Source organism: Ruegeria sp. YTSC106 (assembly GCF_059609765.1).
Genome location: NZ_JBXWMI010000004.1, coordinates 319,440 through 345,113, shown reverse-complemented (window position 1 = coordinate 345,113; position 25,674 = coordinate 319,440). Strand labels below are relative to the sequence as shown.

The following is a 25,674-nucleotide window of genomic DNA, read 5'->3' as shown; positions in this document are numbered from 1 at the left end:
AGCTGTTTGGCATAGTGAGTTTGTGCCAAAGGGGGTTAGGCACGTGTCTGAAGTTACGAGTATTTCTGTATATCTTGATCAGTCGTCCGAAACTGGTCCATCCACTTTGAACCACGCCGTGAATGCGCGCCGTGGCGGGTTTTTGAACGGCACGAAGATTGCGACAACCAGCGGGTGGAAACCGGTGGAACGCATTGCAGTTGGCGATCTGGTCCGAACACTGGATCACGGGTTCAAAGAGGTGCGCCGCATCTCGACCAGCGTCGTGGTCATTCCTGCCGAAGAGCGCCGTTCGGAGTATTTGCCGGTTTTTGTACCTGCACGCGCCGCGTATAACGGGCGTCCCGTCTGGCTGATGCCCGAGCAGGGCATTGCTCTGAACCTGACACGGTCTGATGTCAGGGCCAGCGTGTGTTCCGTAGTGTCCGCACGATTGCTGAACGGCGTGGGTCGGTTTATGTCGCAGGCACCGGGATCGTCGTTTGAGGTCCGTTCCCTGTTTTTCGACGAAGATCAGGTGATCTTTGTTGAAGGCGGCCTGCAGGCTTACTGCCCTTCCGGCCTATTCAACATGCGCGGCACGGCCAGCGGGCCTGGTTACGATGTCGCTGATGAAGAGACCGGTACAGAACTGGTCAACTTGATTGCAAGCAGGGGCGATATGTCAGCCCTTGCCAACCCATTGGGTGCCCTGCCTGCACCCATTCCACAGGAACCGATATTTCCGATCCGTCCGCCCTCTGGGGTCAGGCGACCGGGTCGACCGGGGCGTCCAAACGCGCCGGTGCTGTTTCTGCGGCCCGAATGGCAGATCTAACCAAACACTGACAAAAAAGAGGCAGGCGCGTGATCTCACGCGCCTGCATCACTGTTTCAGGCAGCCTTCGCTTCGGGGTTGAAGCGCCCGTAGAAGGTTTGACCCTTCTCGGCCATCTCACGCAGCAGCGACGGGCAGGCAAAGCGTTCGCCATATTTCTCGGCCAGCTGATCACATCGTTCGGCCGCATAGGGCGTGCCGATGATGTCGAGCCAGCTGAGCGGACCACCGGACCACGGCGCAAAGCCCCAGCCCAGAATGGCGCCCACATCGCCCTCACGGATGTCTTCCAGCACGCCTTCTTCCAGCGCCCGAACCGCTTCCAGAACCTGCGCGAACATCAGACGCTCCTGTACTTCGATCAGGTCGGGCTGGTCTTTGGCAAGTGGATATTTTTCCTGAAGACCCTTCCAGTATTCGACGCGTTTGCCCTTTTCGTCATAGACGAAGAAGCCGGCATTCGCCTTGCGCCCCAGACGGCCCTGTTCTTCCATCCAGAAGATCAGATCGTCCGAGGGGCTTTCCGGATAGGCATCGCCCATGGCTGCCTTGGTCGCACGGGCGATCTTGGCACCCAGATCAATCGAGGTTTCGTCGGTCAGCTGAATCGGCCCCACCGGGAAGCCCAGCTGACGCGCTGCGTTGTCGATCAGCACAGGGTTTACACCCTCGGCGATCATCCGAACGCCCTCGTTGATGTACGGAATGATGCAGCGGTTGGCGTAGAAGAAGCGGGCATCGTTGACGACGATGGGTGTCTTGCGGATCTGGCGCACATAGTCCAGTGCCTTGGCCACCGCGCGATCACCGGTTTCCTTGCCCTTGATGATCTCGACCAGCAACATCTTCTCGACCGGCGAGAAGAAGTGGATGCCGATGAATTGTTCCGGACGCACGCTTGCCTTGGCCAGATCCGAGATCGGCAGGGTCGACGTGTTCGAGGCAAAGATGCAATCTTCCGGGATGATCGCCTCTACCTTTTTGGTCATCTCGGCCTTTACGCCCATGTCTTCAAACACGGCTTCAATAATCAGGTCACACCCTTTCAGATGGTCCAGATCCGGTGTCGCCGTGATGCGCGCCAGCATGGCCTCTTTCTTTTCAGCCGTGACCTTGCCGCGCTTGATACCCTTGTCCAGATAGGTTTCGGTATAAGCTTTGCCTTTGTCGGCCGCTTCCTGATCGCGGTCGATCAGAACGACTTCCATGCCAGCTTGGGCAGAAACCAGTGCAATACCGGCCCCCATCATGCCAGCGCCCAGAACGCCGATTTTCTTGACGCGCTGATCGGGCACGCCTTTCGGACGGACCGCGCCTTTTTCAAGCGCTTCCTTGTTGAGGAACAGTGTCCGGATCATCGCCGACGAGGAGGGGTTCATCAGAACGTTGGTGAACCAGCGGGCTTCAATTTTCAAAGCGGTGTCAAAATCAACCAGCGCGCCCTCATAGATCGCGCTCAGAAGGGCTTTGGCCGCAGGGAAGGCGCCTTGAGTTTTTCCGTGAACCATGGCGCTTGCGCCCACGAAGGTCATGAATCCGGCAGGGTGGTAAGGCGCGCCACCGGGCATCTTGTAGCCCTTCGCGTCCCAGGGTTTCACCAGATCAGCGTCCTTGGCATTCAGAACCCATTCTTTGGCTGCGGCAACCGGATCGTCTGCAACTGCATCGATCAACTGTGCGCCCTTGGCTTTGGCCGGGTCCATCATCTTGCCTTCAAGCAGTACGGGGGCCGCCGCCATTGCACCAACCATACGGCTGTAACGGATGGTGCCACCTCCGCCGGGGAAGATGCCCAGCAGGATCTCAGGCAGACCGATCTTGGACTTTGGGTTGCTGGTCATAACTCGGTGATGACAGGCCAGTGCGATCTCGGTCCCGATCCCGGCGCAAGTTCCGTTGATCGCGCAGGCGATGGGTTTGCCGCCTTTCTTGGTCTTGGGGTCCATGCCTGCCAATTCCAGCTTGCGCAGGATGTGGTGCCCGCCCATGACGAAATCAAACAATGCCTGTGCGGGTTCGTCACCCGCTTCCTGACGGATAGTCGCCAGTGTATTTAGGTCCATGCCGCCGGCAAAAGAGCCTTCCTTGCCCGAGGTGATGACAATACCTTTGATCTCGTCGTCGCTTAGGGCCTGATCAATCAGTTGGCTGACTTCTTGAAAAGCTTCGCGGGTCAGCACGTTCATGGATTTTCCCTGGGCGTCCCAGGTAACAAAGGCGACGCCGTCCGCGTCTTTGGTCAGAGTGAAATCAGTCATTGTCATCTCCAATCTGGTCAGCCGTCAGCGGGCTGCCGTCCTTGCGGGTGAAGGAGAAACCGTTCTCATCATCCTTCACCATCATGTCTATGTCGCTGTAAAAGCCGGTCTCGGTCGGGGTTCGCGTGCCCACCACCAAAAAGGTTGCGGGCGCATCGGATTTGTTCACCAAATGATGGCCATTGGCCTCACTTGCGGGCCAAGCGGCGCAATCGCCGGGCAACATCTCATGCTCACCATCGTCATCGATCAGCACGCAGGTGCCACTGAGCATGATGGCAAATTCGTCCTGCTCCATGTGGTAGTGGCGCAGCGAAGACAGGCCCTGCGGTTCAAGCCGCACGATGTTGACCCCGTATTGGGTCAGGCCGCCCGCATCCCCGATCCGCTGAATGAAACGACCCGCAGTCGCCTCGGCCAGCCTGCCGGGGTAGGACGAGCCGCCCTTGAACGGTATCTGTGAAAGATCCAGTTTGGGCATCAGACGCGCTCGATAATCGTTGCCGCACCCATGCCGGACGCAATGCAGAGCGTGGCCAGACCGGTTTCCTTGTCCTGACGCTCCAGTTCATCCAGCAAAGTGCCGATGATAATCGCACCGGTTGCGCCCAGCGGGTGTCCCATCGCGATCGAGCCGCCGTTGACATTGACCAGGGCGGGATCGACATCGAATGCCTGCTGGAACCGCAGCACGACCGAGGCAAAGGCTTCGTTGACCTCGAACAGGTCCAGATCGCTGATCTTCATGCCGTTGTCAGTCAGGATCTTCTCGGTCACAGGAACCGGGCCGGTCAGCATGATGGTCGGGTCGGTGCCGATCTTGGCGGTGGCCTTGATGCGGGCGCGCGGTTTCAGGCCATATTTCTCGCCGAATTCCTTGTTGCCGATCAAGACCGCAGCCGCACCATCCACGATGCCCGAGCTGTTGCCCGCGTGGTGGATGTGATTGATCCGCTCAAGATGCGGGTATTTCAACATTGCTACCTTGTCGAAGCCGGGCATCTGTTCGCCCATCATCTGGAAGGACGGGTTCAGTGCGCCAAGGCTTTGCATGTCGGTGCCGGGGCGCATGTATTCGTCACGGTCCAGAATGGGCAGGCCGTTCTGATCCTTGACGGTGATGACCGACTTTTCGAACCGGTTGTCGGCCCAAGCTTCGGCCGCGCGCTTTTGCGATTCAACCGCCAGAGCGTCTGCGTCATCGCGGCTGAACCCATATTCCGTCGCAATGATGTCGGCCGAGATACCCTGCGGCACGAAGTAGGTTTCCATCGCCAGAGAGGGGTCAACGGCAATCGCCGCGCCATCGCTGCCCATGGGAACACGACCCATCATCTCAACGCCACCTGCGATGTAAGCGTCGCCTGCGCCGCCTTTGACCTGGTTTGCCGCCAAATTCACTGCTTCCATTCCGCTCGCGCAGAAGCGGTTGATCGCCAGGCCGGGGATCGACTGGTCCAGATCCGAGGCCAGGACCGCCGAGCGTGCCAGACAGCCGCCTTGTTCCATCACCTGCGTGACGTTACCCCAGATCACGTCCTCGACGGCGTGCCCTTCAAGGTTGTTGCGTTCTTTCATCGCGTTCAGGGTCAGGGCGGACAGGCGCACCGAGGTTACCTCGTGCAGGCTGCCATCCTTGCGGCCCTTGCCGCGCGGTGTGCGCAGGGCGTCATAAATATATGCTTCGGTCATGGGTCTTCTCCTCAAGCTCGATCCGACGGGTTGCCGGGCATCAGGTCATAGGGGTGTTTCCAGCCGGGCTGCTCGGACAGGCGAGAAAGCCAGGCGTCGATATGGGGCCAGTCGGCACGATCAAAGCCGAAAGGTTCTGGGTAATAGAGATAGCCGCAGCAGCTAAGGTCGGCGTTGGTCACGCCGTCACCAACGATCCAGTCTCGGCCTTCCAGATGCGCGTTCAGCACCTGATAGGCAGCCTTCAGGCGGCCCTGGTTGAAGGCGATCACATCCGGGTTGCGATGCTGTTCGGGCAGAAAGTTGATCAGGAACCGGGTCAGGCCCGCCATCGAGCTGAGCTTGTGATTGTCCCAAAGCACCCAGCGTAGAATGTCATAGTTCTCTTCCCGGTCCTTACCGCCGAACTTGCCGGACTTCTCAGTCACATAGGCCTGGATGGCGCCGGATTGGCTGGTACGAAAATCGCCGTCGATCAGAACAGGTACTTCGCCCATTTCATTCACTTCGGCGCGATACTCAGGCGTGCGGGTTACACCTTTGAAGAAGTCAACGAAGACCGGTTCCCACTCCAAACTGGACATTTCCAGTGCCAAAGCAGCCTTGTAGCTGTTCCCACTTTCTCCGAAGCAATGAAGTTTGATGGACATGTGCTCGCCCCTCCCAAGGCGCATGGTACGAAGTCGACATTCGCGTATTTCGAGAAAGACCAACCAATAGGCAGCGCCCTTGGAGTTCGTCTTTCTGAAAACACGCCCACCCGAGATCAGGTGGCTGGTTTTGTTAACGTTTCCGCGCCTCAAGCTCGGAATTGAAGATGCGTAGGCGGTGGGTCAGGTTCTCCTCATCAATTACACTGTTGAAATTCTCGAACAGAAACGAAAGTGCCTCGCCTTCGTCCAGGCCCGCCTCGCGCGCGAACGCTTTGAGCTTGCGGTACCCGTCCTCGGTCATTGCGATCGGAAAGCGGCGGGTTAGGCGAAAACGTTTCGGCATGTGGTTTCCTTCGAAAGGCTGGGTCCGGGCAATGTTACCCGAACCCAGACTGTGATCAGAAATTCGCAGCGTCCAGTACCATTACCGTGTCTGCGCCGGTCTGGATGCGTGCAAGATGCATCGCCGTGGCGGGCAGACGGCGGGCCATGTAGAAGCGGCCGGTGTCGATCTTGGTTTCGTAGAACGCTTTGTCCGACGCACCACCGTCCAAAGCCTCTTGCGCGGCCTTGGCCATCTGCGCCCACATCAGGCCCAGGCAAACATGGCCGAACATGTGCATGAAGTCATACGAACCGGAAAGAGCGTTGTTGGGGTTCTTCATGCCTTCCTGCATGAAGTACATGCCAGCGGCCTGAAGATCCTTTGACGCGGTTTTCAGCGGTTCGATGAAGGCCTTGTCATAGGCTTCATTCTTACCGGAGTTTTCCTTGCAGAAGGTTTTGACCATGTCGAAGAAGGCCATGACGTGCTTGCCGCCGTCCTGCGCCAGCTTGCGGCCCACCAGGTCGAGCGCCTGAACGCCGTTGGCGCCTTCGTAGATCATGGCGATCCGGGCGTCGCGGGTATATTGCGACATGCCCCATTCCTCGATGTAGCCATGGCCGCCATAGACCTGCTGGGCCTGAACGGTCATGTCATAGCCCTCGTCTGTAAGGAATCCTTTGATGACCGGGGTCAACAGCGAAATCAGGCCGTCGGCGTCCTTGTCGCCCGACCGGTGCGCCTTGTCGATCATCGTGGCACCCCACAGAATGAATGCGCGTGCACCTTCGGTGAAGCTTTTCTGGTCCATCAGGTTTCGCCGGATGTCAGGGTGAACGATCAGCGGATCGGCGGGGCCGTCCGGGTTCTTTGCGCCAGTAACATCGCGGCCTTGCAAGCGGTCCTTGGCGTATTCGACAGCATTTTGATACGCAGCTTCGGCCTGAGACAGGCCTTGCATGCCCACACCCAAGCGCGCTTCGTTCATCATGGTGAACATGGCGCGCATGCCTTTGTGTTCTTCTCCCAACAGCCAGCCGGTGGCCTCGTCATAGTTCATGACGCAGGTCGAGTTTCCGTGGATGCCCATTTTCTCTTCGATCTTGCCGACCGAGACTCCGTTGCGCTCACCCAGGGAGCCGTCTTCGTTGACCATGAACTTCGGGACGATGAACAGCGAGACACCTTTGATACCCTCGGGGCCGCCGGGAATTTTTGCCAGCACCAGATGGATGATGTTGTCTGCCATGTCGTGATCGCCCGACGAGATAAAGATCTTTTGGCCGGTGATCTTGTAGCTGCCATCGCCCTGCGGCTCGGCCTTGGTGCGCATCAGGCCCAGATCGGTGCCGCAATGCGGCTCGGTCAGGTTCATGGTGCCTGTCCATTCACAGCTGACCATATTGGGCAGGTACGTGTTCTTCTGATCGTCCGTTCCGTGCGCCAGAATCGCCGAGGCAGCACCGTGCGTCAGGCCCTGGTACATTGTGAAAGCCTGGTTGGAGCCCGAGAACATCTCGCCCACGGCGGTCCCCAGCACATAGGGCATGTTCTGACCGCCATACTCTTCCGGCATGTCGAGGCCAGTCCAGCCACCTTCCTTCATCTGCTCGAAGGCGTTTTTGAACCCGGTCGGGGTGTACACAATGCCGTTTTCCAACCGGCATCCTTCGGTGTCGCCGACAACGTTCAGCGGATGCAGAACATTGGTGGCAACCTTGCCGGCTTCTTCCAGAACCGCGCCGGTAAACTCGGCTTCCAGTTCGTTGTAGCCGGGGATATCCGACTGCGAGACATTCAGTACGTTGTGCAGGATGAACTGCATGTCTTTGATTGGCGCGTTGTAAACGGGCATGTGAAGCTCCCTTAATTCATATGTCCGGATGACAGGTCGAGGTTACTCGGCTGCCTTCTTTTCCTGTTTCATCGAGGCGATGACTTTCTCGCCCCAGCGCAACTGCTCTTTCAGATCGTCGATGGCTTGTGTCAGCTCTTCGCGGCGCGATTCCATATCCTCCAGACGCTCGCACGCGATTTCATAGGTGCGGGTCATCTGAGTGACCTGCTGGTCGCCGACATGGTACAAATCCAGCAGTTGCCGAATTTCTTCGAGGCTGAATCCAAATCGTTTGCCGCGCAGGATCAGTTTGAGCCGCGCCCGATCACGCTTGGTGAACAGACGTTTCTGGCCTTCACGGATCGGGAACAGAAGTTCCTTGGCCTCATAGAACCGCAAGGTGCGTGGTGTGACATCATAGGTCTCGCACATCTCGCGGATGGTCATCACATCTTCGGTCATTCGTCATACTCTCGTCACTGGCGTCATGAGATATGAGTTGCGCAGTTGGTGTGCGCTTTACAACATGAGAGTGACGTTTACGTAATCCAGACGCTGCGTCATTTCCAAGTTGACGTAACATCCGGTCACGTAAGCAAGGTTTGACGCAATTTTCTTTCCGCAACGTCAAGCGGGTTTTCCCGCCAAAACCGTCGCAATGGCGGAACACTGCGCACATGCTTGCGCGGGTTCGGAGTGATCATTTTGGATATGCGGAATGGGAGCGGCGGCTATCCCAAAGATTTGGCTGTCTGGTCGCGCAGACGCTTGAGTTCGTCCATGGCTTCATCCAGTTGCTGGCGCTGCTGCTGAAGCTCGCTCATCTGGCGGTCCGCCATCTCGACGAAAGTAGCCATTTGAGCTTCATTGCCCTGATCCTCGTAGATCAAAAGCCATTGACGAATTTCTTCCAGAGGAAATCCGAACTTGCGCCCGCGCATGATCAGCTTCATCCGCGCGCATTCTCGCGGGCCGTAAAACCGCGACCGACCTTCACGGTCCGGTTGCAAGAGCTCGATGTATTCGTAATAGCGCAGAGTGCGCGGGGTTACGTCGAACTCGGCGCACATCTCTTTGAATGACAAACGGTTGTTGGACATTCCCGATCTCCTTGTCAGCAACCTAGGCGGTCCCGATCCCAAGCGCAACAGGTGGGCTTGCCCTTTGCGGAAACAGCGGCTCATAAAGGACGGGCAGAGAACAGGACGCAAACATATGGTCGACAAGACAGTTTTAGCCCGCCAGTTTATCGAGGCGATCCCCCACGCGCGGGCATTGAACCTCAAGCTCACGCAGATCGGCGATGGCGAGGCAGAAATCACGTTGCCCTACAATGAGGATCTGATCGGTGATCCGCGCACAGGGGTGATTCACGGCGGGGCGATTTCCACAATTCTGGACACATGCTGCGGTGCTGCTGTGATGAGCCACCCGTCGGCCCCCGGCGGGACAGCCACGATCGATCTGCGAATTGACTACATGCGCGCGGCGACACCGGGTCAAACGGTCACAGCGCACGCCGTCTGCTATCACATCACGCGGAACGTGGCTTTTGTACGAGCGACGGCTATGGACGACGACAAGGACCTGCCGGTGGCCACTGCCTCTGGATCCTTTACGGTTGAGGGGAAATAACATGGCAAGACCTCGTCCCGAACCAATGCAGGTGGTCAAGCAGCGACGCGATGCAGCGTTGCGTGCGCTGGTTGACGGTGTGCCTTACATCCGCTTTCTCAATATCAGCTTCGACCGGCGCGGGGATGAACTGACCGGTGTTCTGAACTTCGATGACAAGTTGATTGGCAACCCGTTCCTGCCTGCGATTCATGGCGGTGTAACCGCGGCATTCCTCGAAGTGACCGCTGTCATTACCCTTAGTTGGGAACATTTGTTCCCGCGCATCGAAAATGGCGAGATCGACGGAGAGGCCATTGTGACCGACCCGAATATCCGCTTTCCCAAGACCATCGACTTTACGGTCGACTATCTGCGCTCGGGCCTTCCACGGGACGCATATGCAAGGGCCTTCATCAGCAGATCCGGGCGGCGTTATGCCTCGGTCCGGGTTGAAGCCTGGCAGGACAATCATGCGAAACTGTTTGCGCAGGCTTCCGGGCATTTCCTGATGCCGCAACCCCCCAGAGATCAGAGCTGACCATGCAGGACGCCTCGGCGCCCATCACACATAGACGGGTGTTGAAGATCGCGGTGCCGATCGTCCTGTCGAATGCCACTGTTCCCATACTTGGTGCGGTGGATACGGGCGTAGTCGGTCAGATGGGCGAGGCGGCCCCAATCGGGGCGGTCGGCATCGGCGCTGTGATTCTGTCCACTGTCTATTGGATCTTCGGTTTCCTGCGGATGGGAACCACCGGGATGGCGGCGCAGGCACGCGGGGCAGGTGACATTGTTGAAACCCGGGCGTTGCTGATGCGCGGCCTGATGCTGGGTGGCGCGGCAGGGCTGTTCTTCATCCTTGCGCAAGTGGCTGTTTTTGCGGGTGCCTTCGCGCTTTCCCCGGCAAGCCCCGAAGTCGAAGCCCTGACCCGATCCTATCTGGAGATTCGCATCTGGGGGGCACCTGCCACCATTGCATTATATGCTGTTACCGGCTGGCTGATTGCCGTCGAGCGTACGCGCGGCGTGTTCGTCCTTCAGGTCTGGATGAATGGGTTGAATATCGTTCTCGACCTGTGGTTCGTTCTTGGACTTGGCTGGGGGGTCGAGGGAGTAGCCATTGCCACCCTGATTGCAGAATGGACAGGATTGGCATTGGGGTTATGGCTTTGCCGGGATGGGTTCGCGGACGGAATCTGGCGCGATTGGGCGCGGGTTTTCGATGCTGCCCGGCTGCGGCGCATGTTGCAGGTCAACGGTGATATCATGCTGCGTTCCGTTCTGTTGACCGGATCGTTCACCACATTCCTTTTTGTTGGCTCGGATCTGGGTGACGTGAATCTGGCCGCCAATCAGGTCTTGCTTCAATTTCTTGAAATCACGGCCTTTGCGCTTGATGGGTTTGCCTTTTCCGCGGAAGCGCTGGTCGGAGGCGCAGTCGGGGCCAGAGACAGGTATCAGGTGCGTCGCGCTTCTGTCATGGCCTCACAATGGGGTGTTGGGGGCGCGCTGTTGCTGGGAGCGTTTTTCTTCTTAGCCGGCCCGGCGCTGATCGACCTGATGTCAACCTCACAGCAGGTACGCGAGGCCGGGCGTGAGTTTCTCTTCTGGGCAGCGATTGCTCCGGTGATCGGAGTGGCAAGCTGGATGTTCGACGGTATCTACATCGGTGCCACCTGGACCCGCGCCATGCGCAATGCGATGATTCAGTCAGTGGCGATCTATGTGGTCGCACTTTTCATACTGGTGCCGAGTTTCGGCAATCACGGCCTGTGGGCCGCGTTGATGGTGCTCAATATTGCACGTGGGGTGACAATGGGCTGGCGCTATCCCAAGCTTGAGGCACAGGTGTCCTAGAGCAGCGTCAAAAGGTTCTCTGGTGGACGTCCGATGGCGGCTTTGTCTCCGGCAATTGCAAGAGGCCGCTCGATCAGGATCGGGTTTTCGGCCATGGCACGGATCAGGTCTTCGTCGGGCGAGGTTTTGCTCAGCCCCAATTCCTTGAACCGTTTTTCGCCTCTGCGTATCATTTCGATGGGTGACAGCCCTAGGGCGGATTGTGCGGCGCGAAGTTCGTCGATTGAAGGCGCGTCTTCCAGGTACTTTCGAACGGTAATCTGCGCACCGTTTTCTTCCAACAGTGCCAGTCCGGCGCGGGATTTGGAACAGCGGGGGTTGTGCCAGTATTCGATCACAGCCAATCCTCTCGTTTACTGCCGACAGCTTGCGATACGGCGTCAAAACCGTCACGAGCCAGCAAGTCATCCAGCCCTTCAGCGATGTCAGCCGCCAGGGAAATGCCGCCATACACCATCGCAGTATAGAACTGCACAGCCGATGCCCCGGCACAGATCTTGGCATAGGCCTGCTCGGCATTGCTGATGCCGCCAACGCCTATCAGGGGGATATCCCTGCCCGTCAATTTGCTCAGCCGAGCCAGTACGCGGGTGGATTTTTCAAACAGCGGGGCGCCCGACAAACCACCGGTTTCGTCTTTGTGGACGCTGCGCAAACCGTCGCGGGACAGGGTGGTGTTGGTGGCGATCACAGCGTCCACCCGGGTTTCGCGGGCGACCTCGGCGATGTCCTGCAATTCCGCCTCGGTGAGATCCGGTGCAATTTTCAGGAAGATCGGCAGCGGGCGCGGCAGCGCATCACGCGTCTCGATCACACCGCTCAACAATGCGGTGAGTGCGGCTTTGCCCTGCAAATCCCGCAGCTTTTCCGTATTCGGGGATGACACGTTGACGGTTGCAAAATCCAGATGTTTGGCACAATGGGCCAGCACTTTGACAAAATCGCCGGCACGGTCTTCGCTGTCCTTGTTGGCCCCAAGATTCAGGCCGATGACCGCGTCTTTGGGGCGGTTTGCCAGCCGTTTGGCCATCACCTTCATGCCTTCATTGTTGAAGCCAAAGCGGTTGATGGCTGCCCTGTCCTCGGTCAGTCGAAACAGGCGGGGTTTGGGGTTCCCCGGCTGCGGACGCGGCGTGACCGCCCCGACTTCGACAAAACCGAACCCGGCGCGGGACAGCGGGGTCAAAACCTCGCCATTTTTGTCGAACCCGGCGGCCAGCCCAACCGGGTTCGGCAGGGCCAGCCCGGCAACGACGGTTTTCAGGCGCGGTGTTGTCACTGGCCCTGGCGCGGGTGCGAGTCCGGACTTCAATGCCTTGATCGACATCCCGTGGGCGGTCTCGGGGTCCATGCGGTGCAGGGCGGCCAGCCCCAGTTTTTCTGTCAGTTTCATCCGAACGCCGTCCCGGCTTCACCTGAACCGCATCGGATCAGGCGCGACGTTTCCACCGCAGCCTGACGATGGATTACGGCCGCCCGATAGACCGGGTCCGTTACCATTTCAAGAAACGCATGTGTAGTCGGGTAGCGCGCAACAAAGACGGCATCCCATGTTTCATCCGATGGCCCGATGAGGGTTGATTCAAACACCCCACGCCAGAGGATGCTCGCCCCGATACGTTCAATGATCGGAGCGGTTTCAGCCCCGTAGTTCTGATAGGCTTGCGCTCCGGTCAGCCCGGCATTCGCCAGTTCATGGGCGGTTGGGTACTGCGCCTTGGCCCGAAACTTCACCAGATTGAGCATTTCGATCGGGCGGTCTCGATCCAATGCCTTGAAGGCCTCGAACTGGTCGCGGTCCGGGTCGATATAGGATGTCATGAAATGTCCTCTGGGAACTGGTGCGCGGTGCCGTCAAAAGGCAGAGGGCGTGACCAGACAACATCTCTCATCCGGATCTGGCGATAGAGATGCGGGAACAGGGCACCGCCGCGCGAGACCTCCCATTTCAGGTCGTCGCCCATCGCATCTGCGTCACAGGCCAATATAGTCAGCCCATCGACACCGGCAAAATGCTTGGCTGCGGTTTCAGCGGCTTGTTCAGCGGTGGAAAAGTGGACAAACCCGTCAGCGACATCAATCGGTGCGCCGTCTGAGGCACCCTGGTTTTGCAAGGCGGCCCACTCTTCGGCTCGGAAAATCTTGTAAATCAGCATACGGACCTGATGCCCCGCGCCGAAGATGGAATCAAGTCGGATTTCTTCTTTGACTCTCTGTCGTCATGCGCGCACGATCACCACAAATAACAACTGGGAGTACCATGATGCAGACCCGAATTTTGACTTCAGTTGCGGTTCTGGGCCTGACCGCTGGTGTTGCGGCAGCCGACTACAAGTTGACAATATTGCACACCAACGATTTTCATTCGCGTTTCGAGCCGATCAATAAATACGACAGCGGATGCGACGCAGAAGACAATGCCGAAGGAAAGTGCTTTGGTGGATCGGCGCGTCTGGTCACTGCCATAGACGAAGCACGTGAACGTGCCGACAATTCGATTCTGGTGGACGGTGGTGATCAGTTTCAGGGGTCTCTTTTCTACACGTACTACAAGGGAAAAGTCGCTGCCGAGTTCATGAACAAGCTGGGCTATGACGCCATGACCGTGGGCAATCACGAGTTTGACGATGGCCCGGAAGTGTTGCGTGGCTTTATTGACTCGGTCGATTTCCCGGTCTTGATGTCCAATGCCGATATTCGCGACGAAGAACTTCTGACCGACCACATCAAGAAATCTACTGTGATCGAGGTGGGTGGCGAACAGATTGGCCTGATCGGGCTTACGCCGATCGATACGCATGAACTTGCGTCGCCCGGTCCCAACGTGACCTTTTCAGACCCGGTACCGGCGGTGCAGGCCGAGGTCGACAGGCTGACGGGCGAAGGTGTCAACAAGATCATCGTGCTCAGCCATTCAGGCTATGGCGTCGACCAGCGTGTCGCGGCAGAGACAAGCGGGGTCGATGTAATCGTCGGCGGCCATTCGAATACCTATCTTTCGAATGCGTCAGACAAGGCTGTTGGTCCGTATCCTACGGTGGTCAACGGTGTGCAGATCGTTCAGGCATATGCCTACGGCAAATTTCTGGGCGAATTGAACGTCACGTTTGATGATGACGGCAATGTGGTCGAAGCTGTTGGTGAACCTTTGATCATGGACAACACTGTGACCGAGGATCAGGCCGCATTGGACCGGATCGCGGAACTGGCGGTGCCTCTGGATGAAATCCGAAACAAGGTTGTTGCAAGCACAGCTGAAGCCATCGAAGGCGATCGCGCTGTGTGTCGTGTGCAGGAATGCCAGATGGGCAATCTTGTTGCTGATGCGATGCTGGCGCGGGTTGCCGATCAGGGTGTACAGATTGCCATTGCAAACTCGGGTGGTTTGAGGGCGTCTATCGATCCCGGAGATGTGACCATGGGCGAAGTGCTGACCGTGTTGCCGTTCCAGAACACCCTGTCAACTTTTGAGATTACCGGACAGACCGTGATCGACGCGCTTGAAAATGGTGTCAGTCAGGTGGAAGACGTGAAGGGGCGTTTTCCTCAGGTCGCCGGCCTGCGCTTTACCTGGGACCCCAGTGTTGCGCCGAACGAAGGGCGTATCATTGATGTGATGGTCGCCGAGGGCGACGGTTTTGTTCCGATTGACCCGAATAAAACCTACCTGGTCGTAACCAATAACTACGTCCGCAACGGTGGTGATGGGTACGCGATGTTCGAGGGTGACGACAAGAACGCCTATGACTTCGGTCCGGACCTTGCGGATGTAACTGCCGAATATCTGGCGGCAAATGCTCCGTATCAGTCTTATGTTGATGGGCGCATCAAGCAGAAGTGACTCTGCTTTCAGGATTAACAAAAGCCGCATCGCTATGGTGCGGCTTTTTTTGTTTCCTAACGGATCAGCTGAAGTCGTATTCCGGCCAGAGTTCCGGGCCCAAGCCGTCAAGCATCGGTTTGATCTGATCCGCGACCTCGCGCCAGCCCCTAATTGACTTGGGCGAACCCCTAGAGACAGTAAGCCTTTGCACGTTTTGCAGGCATTTTCGGGTTGTTGGGGTTTGAGGCCAGTTTGTGGGCGGTGAACCGGGCAATTGACTCCAGTTTTCTCCTCAGGCCTACTCTCGACTATGACCCGTACAAGGTGCCGGTGGACTGGGAATTGTTATTTACTTTTCGGGTATTAGCCAAATCACGCGTTACCTGACCCGTGTGTATCAGCGCGCTCGCCAATTTCTGGGCAAGCAGCGGATCATCGGGCTTTGTCCACGAAGCTTCAACGAAATGTGGACAAGGCTTTCCTTACTGCCTCACCTCGGTCAAAACGAAGCCGGAAAAGGTTTGATAATCCGAGGCCTTCGGGAAATTTTTGAGTTCCCGCGGGGTCTTTTCAGTGCCTGTGGACGCTTGCCAGCCTCCCCAAAGGCCACCGCTTTGCTCTTGTGGGATCGCGTTTTCTGGTTTTCCATGCGACCCAGTAAGATCCTGTGTCAGAACCAGGATTGTAACGGTGGTCCATTTCCATGTGCGGACGGTTTGCAATAACTCTTCCCAATGACGCGATGGCGCAGCTGTTTTCCGCGCGCCCGGCTAATGCGTTGCCAACCGTCCCGAACTTCAACGTGTGTCCGACAAATCAGGTGCATGTGGTGCGGCGCGGTGAATCAGGCCGTCATCTGGATGCGCTGCGCTGGGGGTTTCTGCCACATTGGTACAAGACGGAAACTGCCGGGCCGTTGCTGATCAACGCACGTGCCGAGACTTTGGCGGAAAAGCCCGCCTTTCGCGATGCCTGCCGATCACGCCGCTGTCTGATTGTCGCAACAGGGTTTTACGAATGGACCAAGACGGACGAGGGAACGCGCTTGCCTTGGTATATCCATCGCAGGGATGGCACCCCGATTGCCTTTGCAGGGATCTGGCAGGACTGGGGGGTGGATGAAAACCGTCAGGGCACCTGTGCCATCGTGACAACGGCGGCTAACGAAAACCTCAGCACGATCCACCATCGGATGCCCCTGATCCTTGAGCCCCCACACTGGCCATTATGGCTGGGTGAAGCTGGAAAGGGGGCCGCACGTCTGATGCAGCCGGGGGAAAGGGATGTGCTGGCTTTTCATCGCGTCGGTCCGGCCGTCAACTCAAACCGGGCCAGCGGGCCTGATCTTATTGAGCCTTTCGACGCGTGAGGGCGCATGACCTTTCCTTTGGAAACGCGGCAAGCTAGACCTTCGGCATGGCTCTGAACTTTCCTGATCTGACACAGCTTTACGCGCATGACTATGACACAGTCATTGATGTGCGCAGCCCTGCCGAGTTCGCTGAAGATCATCTGCCAGGTGCGATCAATCTGCCAGTTCTGAATAACGAGGAACGCGCCCGTGTCGGAACCATGTATGTACAAGAGAGCCCGTTTCTGGCGCGTAAACTTGGGGCTGCTTTGGTGTTCCGCAACGCGGCCAACCACATTGAGCGGCATCTAAGCCATCACGAAGGCAGCTGGCGCCCCTTGGTCTATTGCTGGCGTGGCGGACAGCGTTCCGGGTCGTTCACCTGGATGCTGCAACAAATCGGCTGGCGGGCGGAAGTGATTGAGGGCGGCTATCGCACCTACCGCAGGTTGGTGAATGCGTATTTGTATGATGATCCGTTGCCGCATCGGCTGGTGGCGCTGGATGGCTATACCGGAACGGCCAAGACAGAATTGTTGGCCCTGTTGCGCGCACGTGGAGTGCAGGTTCTGGACCTCGAAGCACTGGCCAATCATCGAGGATCATTATTGGGGGAAAGACCGGGCGGGCAGCCCAGCCAGAAAGCCTTTGAATCAGCTTTGTCGGGAGCGCTTTGTTCGATGGACTCGGCGCACCCGGTTGTGGTCGAAGCGGAATCTTCCAGGATTGGGAGCCTGATATTGCCACCCAGCCTGTGGAACGCTTTATGTGCAGCCCCGAGGGTGAACATCACGGCGCCACTCGAAGCGCGTGCCGCCTATCTGGTTCAAGCCTATGATGACATCCTGTCAGACAGCGACCGGTTGCGAGAACGGCTGTCGCCGCTGCGGTCTCATCGTGGGCACGAGGTTGTTGATGGTTGGATGCAGCTGATCAATGCAGGTCAAAAACAGATGCTTACTCAGGCCCTGATGGAGCAGCATTATGACCCGGCATACGCAAAGTCGCGGCGGTCCCGTTCTGTTGCGGAACTGGCCGATATTGAGATCGCTGTTCTGAACGACGCCGGCCTGAGCGAGGCAGCGACCCGGATCGAAAGCCTGCTGGATCAGCTTTGAAGACGCAGCCCCGGCGCTTCGGTGAGTTCGCCGATTGCCATGGCTGGATACCCATCGTTCTTGAGGTCTTCCAGGACGGTATCGGCATCCTTCGCCGCGACCGCGGCCAGCAGGCCGCCTGCTGTCTGCGGGTCGAACATCAAGGCGGCTTTGCCCTCGGTGGGCAGGTCAGGTGCTATTGCCCGGTTGTCTGCAAATAGGGTTGACCGAACACCCTGGTCCGTCAGCTCCTGCGCGCCTTCCATCACGTCCACAGCACCCAGATCCATCATGGCCCCGCATCCGGAAGCGTCGCAGATGCCTTGCAGGTGTCCGGCCAGACCAAACCCGGTCACGTCGGTCATCGCATGGGCCCCGGCCAATATGCGGGCCGCCTTGCCCTGCGGCTGCACCATGTGCTGGTAGGCTGCGGCGACCCAGGCACCGTTGGCCTGGCCGGCCATCTCGGCCGCCATAAGAACACCGCTTCCTATGGGTTTGGTCAGGATCAGACAATCGCCCGGTTGCCCGCCCGCCAGTGTGATCGGGGCGGTTTCGCACAACCCGGTCAGTGTGAAGCCAATCGTCATCTCGTCACCCATGGAGCTGTGCCCGCCCACAATCTCGGCACCGGCGTCCCGCATGACGGCTCCTGCGATTGACATGATTTCCGACATGGTACGGCTTTGCAGGGCAGAAGACATGCGTGGCAAGATGATGGTTGCCGTGGCTGCCTGAGGCGTGGCCCCCATGGCCCAAATATCGCCTAAGGCGTGAACAGCCGCGATACGGGTCATAAGCGCAGGATCTTTGGTGAAAGCCCGCAGGTGATCGGACGTCATGACCTGCTGAACTCCGCCCGTCTGAAGCAGAGCCGCGTCATCGCCGGGCAAGGGGGTGATGTCCGGGCGAATGGGAGCGGGTTGCGATTTCAGCGCAATGTGCAATGCACCCCGCCCGACCTTGGCACCGCATCCGCCACACATCGGTTTTTCACCCAGCCCCTCAACAAGTCCGGCCGCAGTTTCGCGAGGCAGCGCAGGGGGCCTCATCTGCGGCAGGTCCCGGAACTTGTTCATGAAGGTCTGGTCGATGTGGTTCTTCCATGTCCACATCATCGTTCCGCTGAAGGATGCTCCCAACCGCTCACCCAACGCCGATTTGTCGCCTAGTGAAATCAGTTTCAGGTAGTCCTTCTGCGGGACATATTTGCGCATCCGTCCAGCCCCCAGCGCCGCGCGCAGATTGTCGAACAGAATCGGTGCTTCGCGCACTGCATAAACCCCGGCCTTGGGTCTGGGATTGTCCACCAGATGGGCGCAATCACCGGCGGCAAAAACCACTGGATCGCTGGATTGGAGGTAGCTGTTCACCCGGATGAAGCCATCCTCAAGGTCCAGCCTGGTCTTTTCGATCCAGTCATACGGGCGGGCTCCGGCCGCACCTGTCACGAAATTGGCGGGAATTGTGCGCCCATCTTGCAATGCGACGTGATCCGAAGCGATCCGGCTGATTGCTGCGTTTTCGATCACTTCCACACCAAGATCCTGCATGGCTTGCCGGATCGTCGCTGCCGCTTTGGGTTTGGTGGCCGTCAGGGCAAAGGCATTGTCGATCAGTGTAACCTGTGCTGTCCGACTTTTTGCCTTTAGCGCGTGAGCCATCGCCATGACCAGTTCAACCCCGGCGACTCCACCGCCGATTACGGCGACCGAGGCAGCGCCGCTGCCTTCCAGATAAGCAGCCCACTTTGCCGCGAATGGCCCCAGTGGTTTGGCCGGTACCGCATGTTCCGAAAAGCCGGGCATTGCGGGCATGTCCGACGAAATGCCAACATTGACCGAAGCCACGTCGAAACCAACCGGAGGATGCCCGGGAACATGTATTTCCTGACGATCGGTATCGAGTCCGTCGACCGAGCCCAGAATGACCCGCGCGCCTGCAAAACGCGCCAGTTTGACCAGATCGATGTCCAGCTTCCACCGGTCATAGTGTCCGGCGATATATCCTGGCAACATTCCGGAATAAGGGGCCGTTGGGCCGGGGTTGATCACTGTCACCCGCGCCCCGGGCAATGGGTTCATCCCCCATTTGCGCAGCAGCAGCGCGTGGGTGTGACCTCCGCCAACAAGAACCAGATCGCGGGTCAGGGGCAGAGGAGGAATGTGCATAGGTTTCAATTCGCGCTATGGTCCGGGACGTCCTCGACCTGCTCGACGGCGTGGGTGGCCCAAAGCTCATCCTCGCCGGCATCCGGCAGGTCTTCTGGGTTTTCATGACGGTGTATGTGCCATTTTGCAATGAACAGGGCCGTGATCGGAGCGGTCAGGAACAAGAACAGAGTGATCAGCAGTTCGTGCAGGGACAGCTTTCCTTCCAGAAGAACAGAATGCACGATCGAGGCCAGAAGCACGCCGCCCACCCCCAAGGTCGTTGCCTTGGTCGGCGCGTGCAGGCGGGACATCGGGTCTTTCAGCTTGATCATGCCAAAAGACCCGACAAAGCCGAAGATACCCGAGACGATCAGGAAAAAGGCGATCAGCAGTTCCACGATGAATGTCATCCCGCCCTCATTCGATAATGTTGCCGCGCAACATGAAGCGCGCATAGGCCACGGTGGAAACAAAACCGAGCATGGCAATGATCATGGCGGCTTCGAAGAAGATCTCTGTCCCCTGATCCAGCCCATATAGGATCATCAGGGCGATGGTGTTGATCACCATAGTGTCCAAGGCCAGAACCCGAGTACCGACCCCGTCAGCGGAGATGATACGCCACAGACACATCATGATCGCCGCACCGAAACAGGCAAATGCAAAATAAATCGCGTAGTCGATCATTCGAAAATCTCCTTCAGGCGACGTTCATAGCGCTGTTTGATCTGGTCCCGCACGGCCTCGGGGTCGGGGGCATCAAGACAGTGCACCAGCAGATTATGCCCCTGAGCTGACAAATCACAACTGACGGTGCCCGGAGTCATCGTGATGGTGCCCGCAAGAACCGTGATCGCTTCGGGTGTGCGCAGTTCAAGCGGGACGCAGATCCAGTTGGGCTGGCGGTTATCATTGCGTTTGAACAGGATGATCCGGGCCACTGTCACGTTCGCAACCACGATATCCCAAAGCACCACCAGCATGTATTCCACAATCATTGGCCAGTTGCGAAGTTTGGGACGATCCGGCCAGTAGGGTTGAGTGACGAATGGAATGATGATCCCGAGAATTAGGCCAAAGACCAGAGAGTTCAACGAAGGCTTGTTCGCCAGCAGTACCCAGACCAGCGTCAGCAAAATAGTCAGGTGGGGGTGCGGGAAAATCCGGCGCAGTAGTTTCATCACTCTTCCCTTCCCAAGACGGCAGAGATGTAGTTTTCAGGCGCAAACAACTGCTCTGCGGTTTTGCTCGTGTACTCCAGAGCCGGACCTGCGAACAGGGTCAGCAGGATCAGACCTGCCACGGCCCCGAACACGGCCGAAAGGGCAAGGCCGGGTTGCGGTTCGGGGGCGGTGGGGGCAGACGCCTCTTCGCCTTCGACGGTTTCTTCGGTTGCGACAACTTCAGCGTCGTGGCTTTTCCAGAAGATCAGCGACCCGGCGCGGGCCAGCCCGACGATGGTGACAAATGATCCGATCAGGATCACTGCCCACACTGCGGTGGCATCGGATGCATCACGCGAAGCGTCCAGAACCAAAAGTTTGCCTACAAAGCCGGACAGTGGCGGCATACCGGCCATGGCGATGGCGCCAACAAAGAACAACGCGGCTATCAACCCGCTTTGTGGCATTGGCGGTTTGGGGGCGATGGTCCCTCCCTGTCGTTCCATGATCAGGTCCGCAACGAGGAACAGCAACGCCGTCGCAAGGGTCGAATGGAAGACGTAATAAAGGGCGGCTGCCGTTGCGTCGGGCGTGAATTGCGCGATCGCGATCAGCAAAGTGCCCATGGATGCAATGGCACAGAAGGCAACCATGCGGGCAATATGCTGCGACCCCAGAATGCCGACAACGCCGACCGCAAGCGTTAGCAGCGCCGCAGGTTGCAGCCACTCGCCAACCAGACCCTGCGTGGCTTCTACTTCGGGACCGAAGGCCAGCGTGTACATCCGCAGGATCGAATAGGCACCGACCTTGGTCATGATTGCAAACAGGGCCGCAACGGGTAGGGGGGCGTTGGCATAGCTGGCCGGTAGCCAGAAGTGCAGGGGCAGAACGGCAGCCTTGATACAGAAGACCAACAGCAACAGCACCGCGCCAACACGCAGCAATGCGGTATCTTCGGCCGGAATTTCCGCAACGCGCACGGCGATGTCCGCCATGTTCAGCGTACCGGTCACGCCATAGATCGTACCGAGGGCAAACAGAAACAGGGTCGACCCCAAAAGGTTGTAAGCCACATACTGCACACCCGCTTTCAACCGCACCGCGCCACCGCCATGTGTCATCAGGCCGTAAGAGGCGATCAGCAGAACCTCGAAGAAAACGAAAAGGTTGAAGGCGTCGCCAGTCAGGAAGGCGCCACAAACGCCCATGAGTTGGAAATGGAACAGCGCATGAAAATGCTTGCCCCGGTCATCCCAGCCCGAGGCAATGGCATATAACACAATCGGCAGGGCCAGCAGGGCAGTCAGCAGAACCATCATTGCGGACATGCGATCCAGCACCATGACAATGCCAAACGGGGCGGGCCAGTCGCCAAGCTCGTACACCTGAATGTCCCCGCCCGAGGCCTGAGCCGTGATCGTCAGCGCAATCCCAAGCAAAGCCACAACACCGGCGACCGAGAAGATGCGCTGCAGGTCCAGATGGTATCGCAGGACCATGATGATGAACGGGGCCAGAATCGCGGGCAGAACGATCGGCGCAACGATCCAGTGGTTCATGCGTCATCTCCCGGTGCGTCAACACTGTCCTGGGCGGTCATGTCGATATGGTCGTCTTTGGCGGACAGGTATGCGCTGAGTGAGATCATCACGATCACGGCAGTCATCCCGAAAGAAATCACGATAGCGGTCAGAACCAGCGCCTGCGGAAGTGGGTCGGTATAGGGGACGTCCTTGTATTTGTTCAGGACTGCCGGTGCGTTCAAAGCAAGTCGCCCGGTCGCGAATAGAAACACGTTCACCGCGTATGTGATCAGAGACAGGCCCAGAATGACAGGGAACGTCCGACGGCGCAGGATCAGGAATATCCCGGCGGCAGTCATGATGCCGACGGCAGAGGCTACGAGCGCTTCCATCAGGCCTGCTCCTTCTCTTGTTCTTCTTCCAGAAGATCATCCCGCAGTGGGTTGATATCCATCGGGAATTCCTGTGCCATTCCCGGCTGCCACGCAAGTCGCGACAAGCTGTCCAGCGCCAGCATCACCGCGCCCAGAACTGCCAGGAAAACACCCGTATCGAACAGCATGGCGGTGGCCCATTCGAACTCCTCCAGCGGTGGCCAGTGAAGATAGCCGAAATCACTGGTCAGGAAAGGACGATCGTTGAACCATGCACCCAGTCCGGTTGCTGCGGCGATCAAAACGCCCCAGCCGATGGTGCCGTGGTAATAGAATCTCTGCCGCTCGATGGCCCAGGTATAGCCGCTGGCCATGTACTGCATCAGGTAAGCGATGGCGACGATAAGCCCGGCGATAAAACCGCCACCGGGCTGGTTGTGCCCGCGGAAGAAGATGTACGCCCCGACCATAAGTGCGATCGGCATCATCACGCGGGTAACCACAACCATCATCAGCGGATGCGAGTCCCCGGATTGCGGCCAATGCGGTTTGCGGTTCAGCAGATAGCTGCGGACATTTGTACCGAGAACGGATTCCGTCAGCGCAAAGATGATCAGTGCGGCAATGCCCAGAACGATGATCTCGCCAAAGGTATCAAAACCCCGGAAGTCAACAAGGATCACATTGACCACATTGGTGCCGCCGCCGCCTTTGTAGGAATTGGCCAGATGGAACTCTGAAATCGTCGGGAAAGCGAAATCGCGCATCATCATCGCGTAGATCAGCGCACCGGTGCCAAGGCCCGCGACGACGGATATCGCGGCGTCCCGCCAGCGTCGGGCCGCTGAACTGTCCCAGGGCGTTTCGGTCGGCAGGAAGTTCAGCGACAGCAACAAAAGGATCATTGTCACCACTTCGACCGAGATTTGCGTCAAGGCGAGATCCGGGGCCGAGAGATAGTTGAAGGCAATCGAAACGATCAGGCCAACGACTCCGATCAATACCAGCGACAACAGGCGGTTGCGGTGGAACCACATGATGCCCAGCGTCGCGCCAACCAGACAGATCCACCCGATGATCGGAATGATCTGTGCCGGCAGTGGAACGCGGGTCTCAATACCAATTGTCCCGGTCGAATACGCGTAATAGCCGAGGCCAACGGTAAAGGCGACAAAGATGATTGCATAGCGGCTGAGAATGCCGTTGTGCATCTCATCGGTGATCCAGCGGCTCAGTCTTGTCAGCCCGTCTATGATTGCTTCGAAGATCTGCTTGGCCTCAGGGCGGGGCAGTGCGTTCCAGATCTGCTCACCCCGTTTGTGCAGCGCCAGCAGTAACAGGCCGCCCAGCGTGGCCACAACCGACATGTATAGGGCCGGTGTGAAGCCATGCCAGAGTTTCAGTGAATAGTAGGGCAGCTTTTCACCGCCAATCACCGCGCTTGACACCACTGCAACCAGAGGTCCGACAATGGCAGCGGAATAAAGACCAATCAGGATGACAAGCATGACCAGGAATGCCGGTGCGATCCACAACCCAACGGGCGGGTCATGCGGATGGGCCGGATAATCTTCCCGCTCTGGACCAAGGAAAACATGACTCACAAAGCGGAAGGAATAGGCGGCAGAGAACAACGCAGCCAGCAACGCCAGGCCCGGAACCAGGTAGTGAGAGTGCAGCCATGTGGTGTGCACGGTCTCCTCAAGCATCATCTCTTTGGACAGGAACCCGTTCAAGGGCGGCAGCCCGGCCATTGAGAGGGCGGCAATCGTGCCAATGGTGAAGGTGATCGGCATCAGGTGGCGCAAGCCGCCCAGCCTTTTGATATCGCGCGTGCCGGTCTCGTGATCCACGATCCCGGCGGTCATGAACAAGGCGGCTTTGAACGTCGCGTGGTTGATGATGTGGAACACGGCAGCGACGGCGGCAATTTTTGTGCCGAAACCCAGAAGCATGGTGATCAAACCCAGATGCGAAACGGTCGAAAAAGCCAAAAGCGCTTTGAGATCGTCCTTGAACAACGCGATTGACGCGCCGATCAGCATGGTGACCAGACCCGTGGTGGCCACGATATAGAACCAAGCATCCGTGCCAGCCAGAACCGGCCACATCCGTGCCATCAGAAACAAGCCGGCTTTCACCATGGTGGCAGAGTGCAGATATGCCGAAACCGGTGTCGGTGCTGCCATGGCGTGCGGCAGCCAGAAATGAAACGGAAACTGTGCCGATTTGGTGAAACAGCCCAGCAGGATCAGGACAAGCGCAGGCATATAGAAGGGTGAGGCCTGAATAAGCTCTTTGTTCTGTAAAATGACGCTGAGGTCATAAGATCCCACGATGTTGCCAAGGATCAGCATCCCGGCAATCATCGCCAGGCCGCCAGAGCCAGTGACCGCCAGTGCCATACGCGCACCTTGGCGGCCTTCGGGCAGGTGTTTCCAATAACCGATCAGCAGGAATGAGCTGAGCGATGTAAGTTCCCAGAAAATAAGCAGAAGTAGGACGTTGTCTGAAAGGACGATCCCGACCATCGCGCCCTGAAACAGCAGAAGATAGGTATAGAACTGCCCCATCGGATCTTCGCGCGACAGATAGAACCTTGCATAGAGGATGATCAGCAATCCTATGCCCAGGATCAGCAACGCGAACAAAAATCCCAAGCCGTCCAGCATGAAATTCGCGTTCAGACCCAGCCCCGGTATCCAGTCGAACCGGGCGGTTACGACTTCTCCGCGCATCACTGCGGGGATATGGATCAGCAAGCCCATCAGGGCCAGGAACGTGGTCAAACCGGCGGAGGAAGCGGCTGCGTTCCGGCCTGCACGGATCAGCAGGGCGGGAAAAACAGCGCCAAGGAAGGGAAGGGCCGCGATAAGGAATAGGGACAAGTGCGATACTCCGATCTGGGCGGTCAGTGTGAAGCCAATTTTGTAAAGATATTTTGCCGACTGTCCAGATATTGTAACTTTTTTACAGAGTCCTAATGGTTCGGTCAGGTATTCTGCCACGTTGCGAAAAAATGACACGATCTTGATGTGGGTCGGGGTTTTTCAACGCCCCCGTTTCACCCCACCTGTGATAGAACAAATCTCAGCGAACAGGAGGCTGAATCTTGGCCGAGAAAGTGAACC

General features: G+C 57.9%; 26 protein-coding genes. 7 read left to right on the top strand and 19 right to left on the bottom strand.

Annotated features, from left to right (window positions below; all coding sequences use genetic code 11):
* Nucleotides 1-43: 43 nt before the first annotated feature.
* Complete coding sequence (locus AC2FEB_RS08270) at nt 44-817, top strand: Hint domain-containing protein (protein ID WP_254683815.1); 774 nt, start codon at nt 44-46, stop codon at nt 815-817.
* A 56-nt stretch (nt 818-873) separates the two neighbouring features.
* Here the strand turns inward: AC2FEB_RS08270 and AC2FEB_RS08265 are convergent, their stop codons facing one another.
* The 8 genes from AC2FEB_RS08265 to AC2FEB_RS08230 all read right to left on the bottom strand — a co-directional run bounded on the left by AC2FEB_RS08265 (nt 874) and on the right by AC2FEB_RS08230 (nt 8,682).
* Complete coding sequence (locus AC2FEB_RS08265) at nt 874-3,075, bottom strand: 3-hydroxyacyl-CoA dehydrogenase NAD-binding domain-containing protein (protein ID WP_496674733.1); 2,202 nt, start codon at nt 3,073-3,075, stop codon at nt 874-876.
* Entirely contained in the window at nt 3,068-3,556 is a 489-nt protein-coding gene (locus AC2FEB_RS08260) for a cupin domain-containing protein (RefSeq protein WP_496674735.1), read from the bottom strand. The genes AC2FEB_RS08265 and AC2FEB_RS08260 overlap by 8 nt, the downstream gene beginning before the upstream one ends.
* A complete protein-coding gene (locus tag AC2FEB_RS08255; protein WP_496674737.1) occupies nt 3,556-4,767 on the bottom strand; it encodes an acetyl-CoA C-acetyltransferase in 1,212 nt (403 codons plus the stop codon). The genes AC2FEB_RS08260 and AC2FEB_RS08255 overlap by 1 nt, the downstream gene beginning before the upstream one ends.
* Before the next feature lie 11 nt (nt 4,768-4,778).
* Complete coding sequence (locus tag AC2FEB_RS08250) at nt 4,779-5,417, bottom strand: glutathione S-transferase family protein (RefSeq protein ID WP_299635866.1); 639 nt, start codon at nt 5,415-5,417, stop codon at nt 4,779-4,781.
* Between the two features lie 133 nt (nt 5,418-5,550).
* Nucleotides 5,551-5,763 (bottom strand): hypothetical protein, encoded by a 213-nt coding sequence (locus tag AC2FEB_RS08245; protein ID WP_117869544.1) that lies wholly within the window; start codon nt 5,761-5,763, stop codon nt 5,551-5,553.
* A gap of 55 nt (nt 5,764-5,818) precedes the next feature.
* Entirely contained in the window at nt 5,819-7,600 is a 1,782-nt protein-coding gene (locus AC2FEB_RS08240) for an acyl-CoA dehydrogenase C-terminal domain-containing protein (protein ID WP_496883987.1), read from the bottom strand.
* Nucleotides 7,601-7,642: 42 nt separating this feature from the next.
* Entirely contained in the window at nt 7,643-8,044 is a 402-nt protein-coding gene (locus tag AC2FEB_RS08235) for a MerR family transcriptional regulator (RefSeq protein WP_117869542.1), read from the bottom strand.
* 269 nt (nt 8,045-8,313) lie between these two features.
* A complete protein-coding gene (locus tag AC2FEB_RS08230; protein WP_117869541.1) occupies nt 8,314-8,682 on the bottom strand; it encodes a MerR family transcriptional regulator in 369 nt (122 codons plus the stop codon).
* Between the two features lie 115 nt (nt 8,683-8,797).
* On the opposite strand from AC2FEB_RS08230, the gene AC2FEB_RS08225 reads away from it, so the two are divergent.
* From AC2FEB_RS08225 to AC2FEB_RS08215, 3 genes are read left to right on the top strand one after another with little or no spacing between them, the layout of a single operon-like run.
* Entirely contained in the window at nt 8,798-9,217 is a 420-nt protein-coding gene (locus AC2FEB_RS08225) for a PaaI family thioesterase (RefSeq protein ID WP_117869540.1), read from the top strand.
* A gap of 1 nt (nt 9,218) precedes the next feature.
* Complete coding sequence (locus tag AC2FEB_RS08220; protein WP_496674744.1) at nt 9,219-9,737, top strand: PaaI family thioesterase; 519 nt, start codon at nt 9,219-9,221, stop codon at nt 9,735-9,737.
* Nucleotides 9,738-9,739: 2 nt separating this feature from the next.
* Nucleotides 9,740-11,056: an MATE family efflux transporter gene (locus AC2FEB_RS08215; RefSeq protein WP_496674746.1), complete on the top strand. Its 1,317-nt coding sequence runs from the start codon at nt 9,740-9,742 to the stop codon at nt 11,054-11,056.
* Here the strand turns inward: AC2FEB_RS08215 and arsC are convergent.
* Genes arsC through AC2FEB_RS08195 form a run of 4 tightly spaced genes read right to left on the bottom strand, consistent with a single transcriptional unit; the run spans nt 11,053 to nt 13,212 of the window.
* On the bottom strand, nt 11,053-11,394 hold the full coding sequence (gene arsC, locus AC2FEB_RS08210; protein WP_117872803.1) for an arsenate reductase (glutaredoxin): 342 nt from the start codon (nt 11,392-11,394) through the stop codon (nt 11,053-11,055). The genes AC2FEB_RS08215 and arsC overlap by 4 nt on opposite strands.
* Entirely contained in the window at nt 11,391-12,449 is a 1,059-nt protein-coding gene (locus AC2FEB_RS08205; RefSeq protein WP_496674748.1) for a quinone-dependent dihydroorotate dehydrogenase, read from the bottom strand. Before AC2FEB_RS08205 ends, arsC begins: the two co-directional genes overlap by 4 nt.
* Nucleotides 12,446-12,877, bottom strand: coding sequence for a DUF1330 domain-containing protein (locus AC2FEB_RS08200; protein WP_496674750.1), 432 nt, complete (start codon nt 12,875-12,877; stop codon nt 12,446-12,448). The genes AC2FEB_RS08205 and AC2FEB_RS08200 overlap by 4 nt, the downstream gene beginning before the upstream one ends.
* On the bottom strand, nt 12,874-13,212 hold the full coding sequence (locus AC2FEB_RS08195) for a DUF952 domain-containing protein (RefSeq protein WP_496674752.1): 339 nt from the start codon (nt 13,210-13,212) through the stop codon (nt 12,874-12,876). The genes AC2FEB_RS08200 and AC2FEB_RS08195 overlap by 4 nt, the downstream gene beginning before the upstream one ends.
* Nucleotides 13,213-13,319: 107 nt before the next feature.
* Between AC2FEB_RS08195 and AC2FEB_RS08190 the strand changes: the two genes are divergently transcribed.
* The 3 genes from AC2FEB_RS08190 (at nt 13,320) to mnmH (ending at nt 17,348) form a co-directional block, all read left to right on the top strand.
* Nucleotides 13,320-14,897: a bifunctional metallophosphatase/5'-nucleotidase gene (locus AC2FEB_RS08190; protein ID WP_299901587.1), complete on the top strand. Its 1,578-nt coding sequence runs from the start codon at nt 13,320-13,322 to the stop codon at nt 14,895-14,897.
* Between the two features lie 685 nt (nt 14,898-15,582).
* A complete protein-coding gene (locus tag AC2FEB_RS08185; RefSeq protein WP_496674754.1) occupies nt 15,583-16,248 on the top strand; it encodes an SOS response-associated peptidase in 666 nt (221 codons plus the stop codon).
* Nucleotides 16,249-16,295: 47 nt separating this feature from the next.
* Nucleotides 16,296-17,348 (top strand): tRNA 2-selenouridine(34) synthase MnmH, encoded by a 1,053-nt coding sequence (mnmH, locus tag AC2FEB_RS08180; protein WP_496674756.1) that lies wholly within the window; start codon nt 16,296-16,298, stop codon nt 17,346-17,348.
* Here the strand turns inward: mnmH and selD are convergent.
* Genes selD through AC2FEB_RS08145 form a run of 7 tightly spaced genes read right to left on the bottom strand, consistent with a single transcriptional unit; the run spans nt 17,339 to nt 25,431 of the window.
* Nucleotides 17,339-19,498 carry a selenide, water dikinase SelD gene (selD, locus tag AC2FEB_RS08175; protein ID WP_496674757.1) on the bottom strand — a complete coding sequence of 720 codons (2,160 nt, stop codon included), beginning with the start codon at nt 19,496-19,498 and terminating at the stop codon, nt 17,339-17,341. The two genes, mnmH and selD, sit on opposite strands and share 10 nt — an antisense overlap.
* A gap of 5 nt (nt 19,499-19,503) precedes the next feature.
* Nucleotides 19,504-19,890, bottom strand: coding sequence for a Na+/H+ antiporter subunit G (locus tag AC2FEB_RS08170; protein ID WP_117869530.1), 387 nt, complete (start codon nt 19,888-19,890; stop codon nt 19,504-19,506).
* Between the two features lie 7 nt (nt 19,891-19,897).
* Nucleotides 19,898-20,167 carry a K+/H+ antiporter subunit F gene (locus tag AC2FEB_RS08165; protein WP_117869529.1) on the bottom strand — a complete coding sequence of 90 codons (270 nt, stop codon included), beginning with the start codon at nt 20,165-20,167 and terminating at the stop codon, nt 19,898-19,900.
* On the bottom strand, nt 20,164-20,661 hold the full coding sequence (locus tag AC2FEB_RS08160; protein ID WP_117869528.1) for a Na+/H+ antiporter subunit E: 498 nt from the start codon (nt 20,659-20,661) through the stop codon (nt 20,164-20,166). Before AC2FEB_RS08160 ends, AC2FEB_RS08165 begins: the two co-directional genes overlap by 4 nt.
* Nucleotides 20,661-22,205 carry a monovalent cation/H+ antiporter subunit D gene (locus AC2FEB_RS08155; RefSeq protein WP_496674760.1) on the bottom strand — a complete coding sequence of 515 codons (1,545 nt, stop codon included), beginning with the start codon at nt 22,203-22,205 and terminating at the stop codon, nt 20,661-20,663. The genes AC2FEB_RS08160 and AC2FEB_RS08155 overlap by 1 nt, the downstream gene beginning before the upstream one ends.
* Nucleotides 22,202-22,561, bottom strand: coding sequence for a Na+/H+ antiporter subunit C (locus tag AC2FEB_RS08150; RefSeq protein ID WP_117869526.1), 360 nt, complete (start codon nt 22,559-22,561; stop codon nt 22,202-22,204). The genes AC2FEB_RS08155 and AC2FEB_RS08150 overlap by 4 nt, the downstream gene beginning before the upstream one ends.
* Nucleotides 22,561-25,431 carry a monovalent cation/H+ antiporter subunit A gene (locus AC2FEB_RS08145; protein ID WP_496674762.1) on the bottom strand — a complete coding sequence of 957 codons (2,871 nt, stop codon included), beginning with the start codon at nt 25,429-25,431 and terminating at the stop codon, nt 22,561-22,563. The genes AC2FEB_RS08150 and AC2FEB_RS08145 overlap by 1 nt, the downstream gene beginning before the upstream one ends.
* Between the last annotated feature and the right edge of the window lie 243 nt (nt 25,432-25,674).

Excerpts from the sequence above, each read along its gene's own strand:
- AC2FEB_RS08265 (WP_496674733.1), bottom strand. The coding sequence starts at position 3,075 with ATGACTGATTTCACTCTGACCAAAGACGCGGACGGCGTCGCCTTTGTT.
- AC2FEB_RS08260 (WP_496674735.1), bottom strand. The coding sequence starts at position 3,556 with ATGCCCAAACTGGATCTTTCACAGATACCGTTCAAGGGCGGCTCGTCC.
- AC2FEB_RS08255 (WP_496674737.1), bottom strand. The coding sequence starts at position 4,767 with ATGACCGAAGCATATATTTATGACGCCCTGCGCACACCGCGCGGCAAG.
- AC2FEB_RS08250 (WP_299635866.1), bottom strand. The coding sequence starts at position 5,417 with ATGTCCATCAAACTTCATTGCTTCGGAGAAAGTGGGAACAGCTACAAG.
- AC2FEB_RS08245 (WP_117869544.1), bottom strand. The coding sequence starts at position 5,763 with ATGCCGAAACGTTTTCGCCTAACCCGCCGCTTTCCGATCGCAATGACC.
- AC2FEB_RS08240 (WP_496883987.1), bottom strand. The coding sequence starts at position 7,600 with ATGCCCGTTTACAACGCGCCAATCAAAGACATGCAGTTCATCCTGCAC.
- AC2FEB_RS08235 (WP_117869542.1), bottom strand. The coding sequence starts at position 8,044 with ATGACCGAAGATGTGATGACCATCCGCGAGATGTGCGAGACCTATGAT.
- AC2FEB_RS08230 (WP_117869541.1), bottom strand. The coding sequence starts at position 8,682 with ATGTCCAACAACCGTTTGTCATTCAAAGAGATGTGCGCCGAGTTCGAC.
- AC2FEB_RS08225 (WP_117869540.1), top strand. The coding sequence starts at position 8,798 with ATGGTCGACAAGACAGTTTTAGCCCGCCAGTTTATCGAGGCGATCCCC.
- AC2FEB_RS08220 (WP_496674744.1), top strand. The coding sequence starts at position 9,219 with ATGGCAAGACCTCGTCCCGAACCAATGCAGGTGGTCAAGCAGCGACGC.
- AC2FEB_RS08215 (WP_496674746.1), top strand. The coding sequence starts at position 9,740 with ATGCAGGACGCCTCGGCGCCCATCACACATAGACGGGTGTTGAAGATC.
- AC2FEB_RS08205 (WP_496674748.1), bottom strand. The coding sequence starts at position 12,449 with ATGAAACTGACAGAAAAACTGGGGCTGGCCGCCCTGCACCGCATGGAC.
- AC2FEB_RS08200 (WP_496674750.1), bottom strand. The coding sequence starts at position 12,877 with ATGACATCCTATATCGACCCGGACCGCGACCAGTTCGAGGCCTTCAAG.
- AC2FEB_RS08195 (WP_496674752.1), bottom strand. The coding sequence starts at position 13,212 with ATGCTGATTTACAAGATTTTCCGAGCCGAAGAGTGGGCCGCCTTGCAA.
- AC2FEB_RS08190 (WP_299901587.1), top strand. The coding sequence starts at position 13,320 with ATGCAGACCCGAATTTTGACTTCAGTTGCGGTTCTGGGCCTGACCGCT.
- AC2FEB_RS08185 (WP_496674754.1), top strand. The coding sequence starts at position 15,583 with ATGTGCGGACGGTTTGCAATAACTCTTCCCAATGACGCGATGGCGCAG.
- mnmH (WP_496674756.1), top strand. The coding sequence starts at position 16,296 with ATGGCTCTGAACTTTCCTGATCTGACACAGCTTTACGCGCATGACTAT.
- selD (WP_496674757.1), bottom strand. The coding sequence starts at position 19,498 with ATGCACATTCCTCCTCTGCCCCTGACCCGCGATCTGGTTCTTGTTGGC.
- AC2FEB_RS08170 (WP_117869530.1), bottom strand. The coding sequence starts at position 19,890 with ATGACATTCATCGTGGAACTGCTGATCGCCTTTTTCCTGATCGTCTCG.
- AC2FEB_RS08165 (WP_117869529.1), bottom strand. The coding sequence starts at position 20,167 with ATGATCGACTACGCGATTTATTTTGCATTTGCCTGTTTCGGTGCGGCG.
- AC2FEB_RS08160 (WP_117869528.1), bottom strand. The coding sequence starts at position 20,661 with ATGAAACTACTGCGCCGGATTTTCCCGCACCCCCACCTGACTATTTTG.
- AC2FEB_RS08155 (WP_496674760.1), bottom strand. The coding sequence starts at position 22,205 with ATGAACCACTGGATCGTTGCGCCGATCGTTCTGCCCGCGATTCTGGCC.
- AC2FEB_RS08150 (WP_117869526.1), bottom strand. The coding sequence starts at position 22,561 with ATGGAAGCGCTCGTAGCCTCTGCCGTCGGCATCATGACTGCCGCCGGG.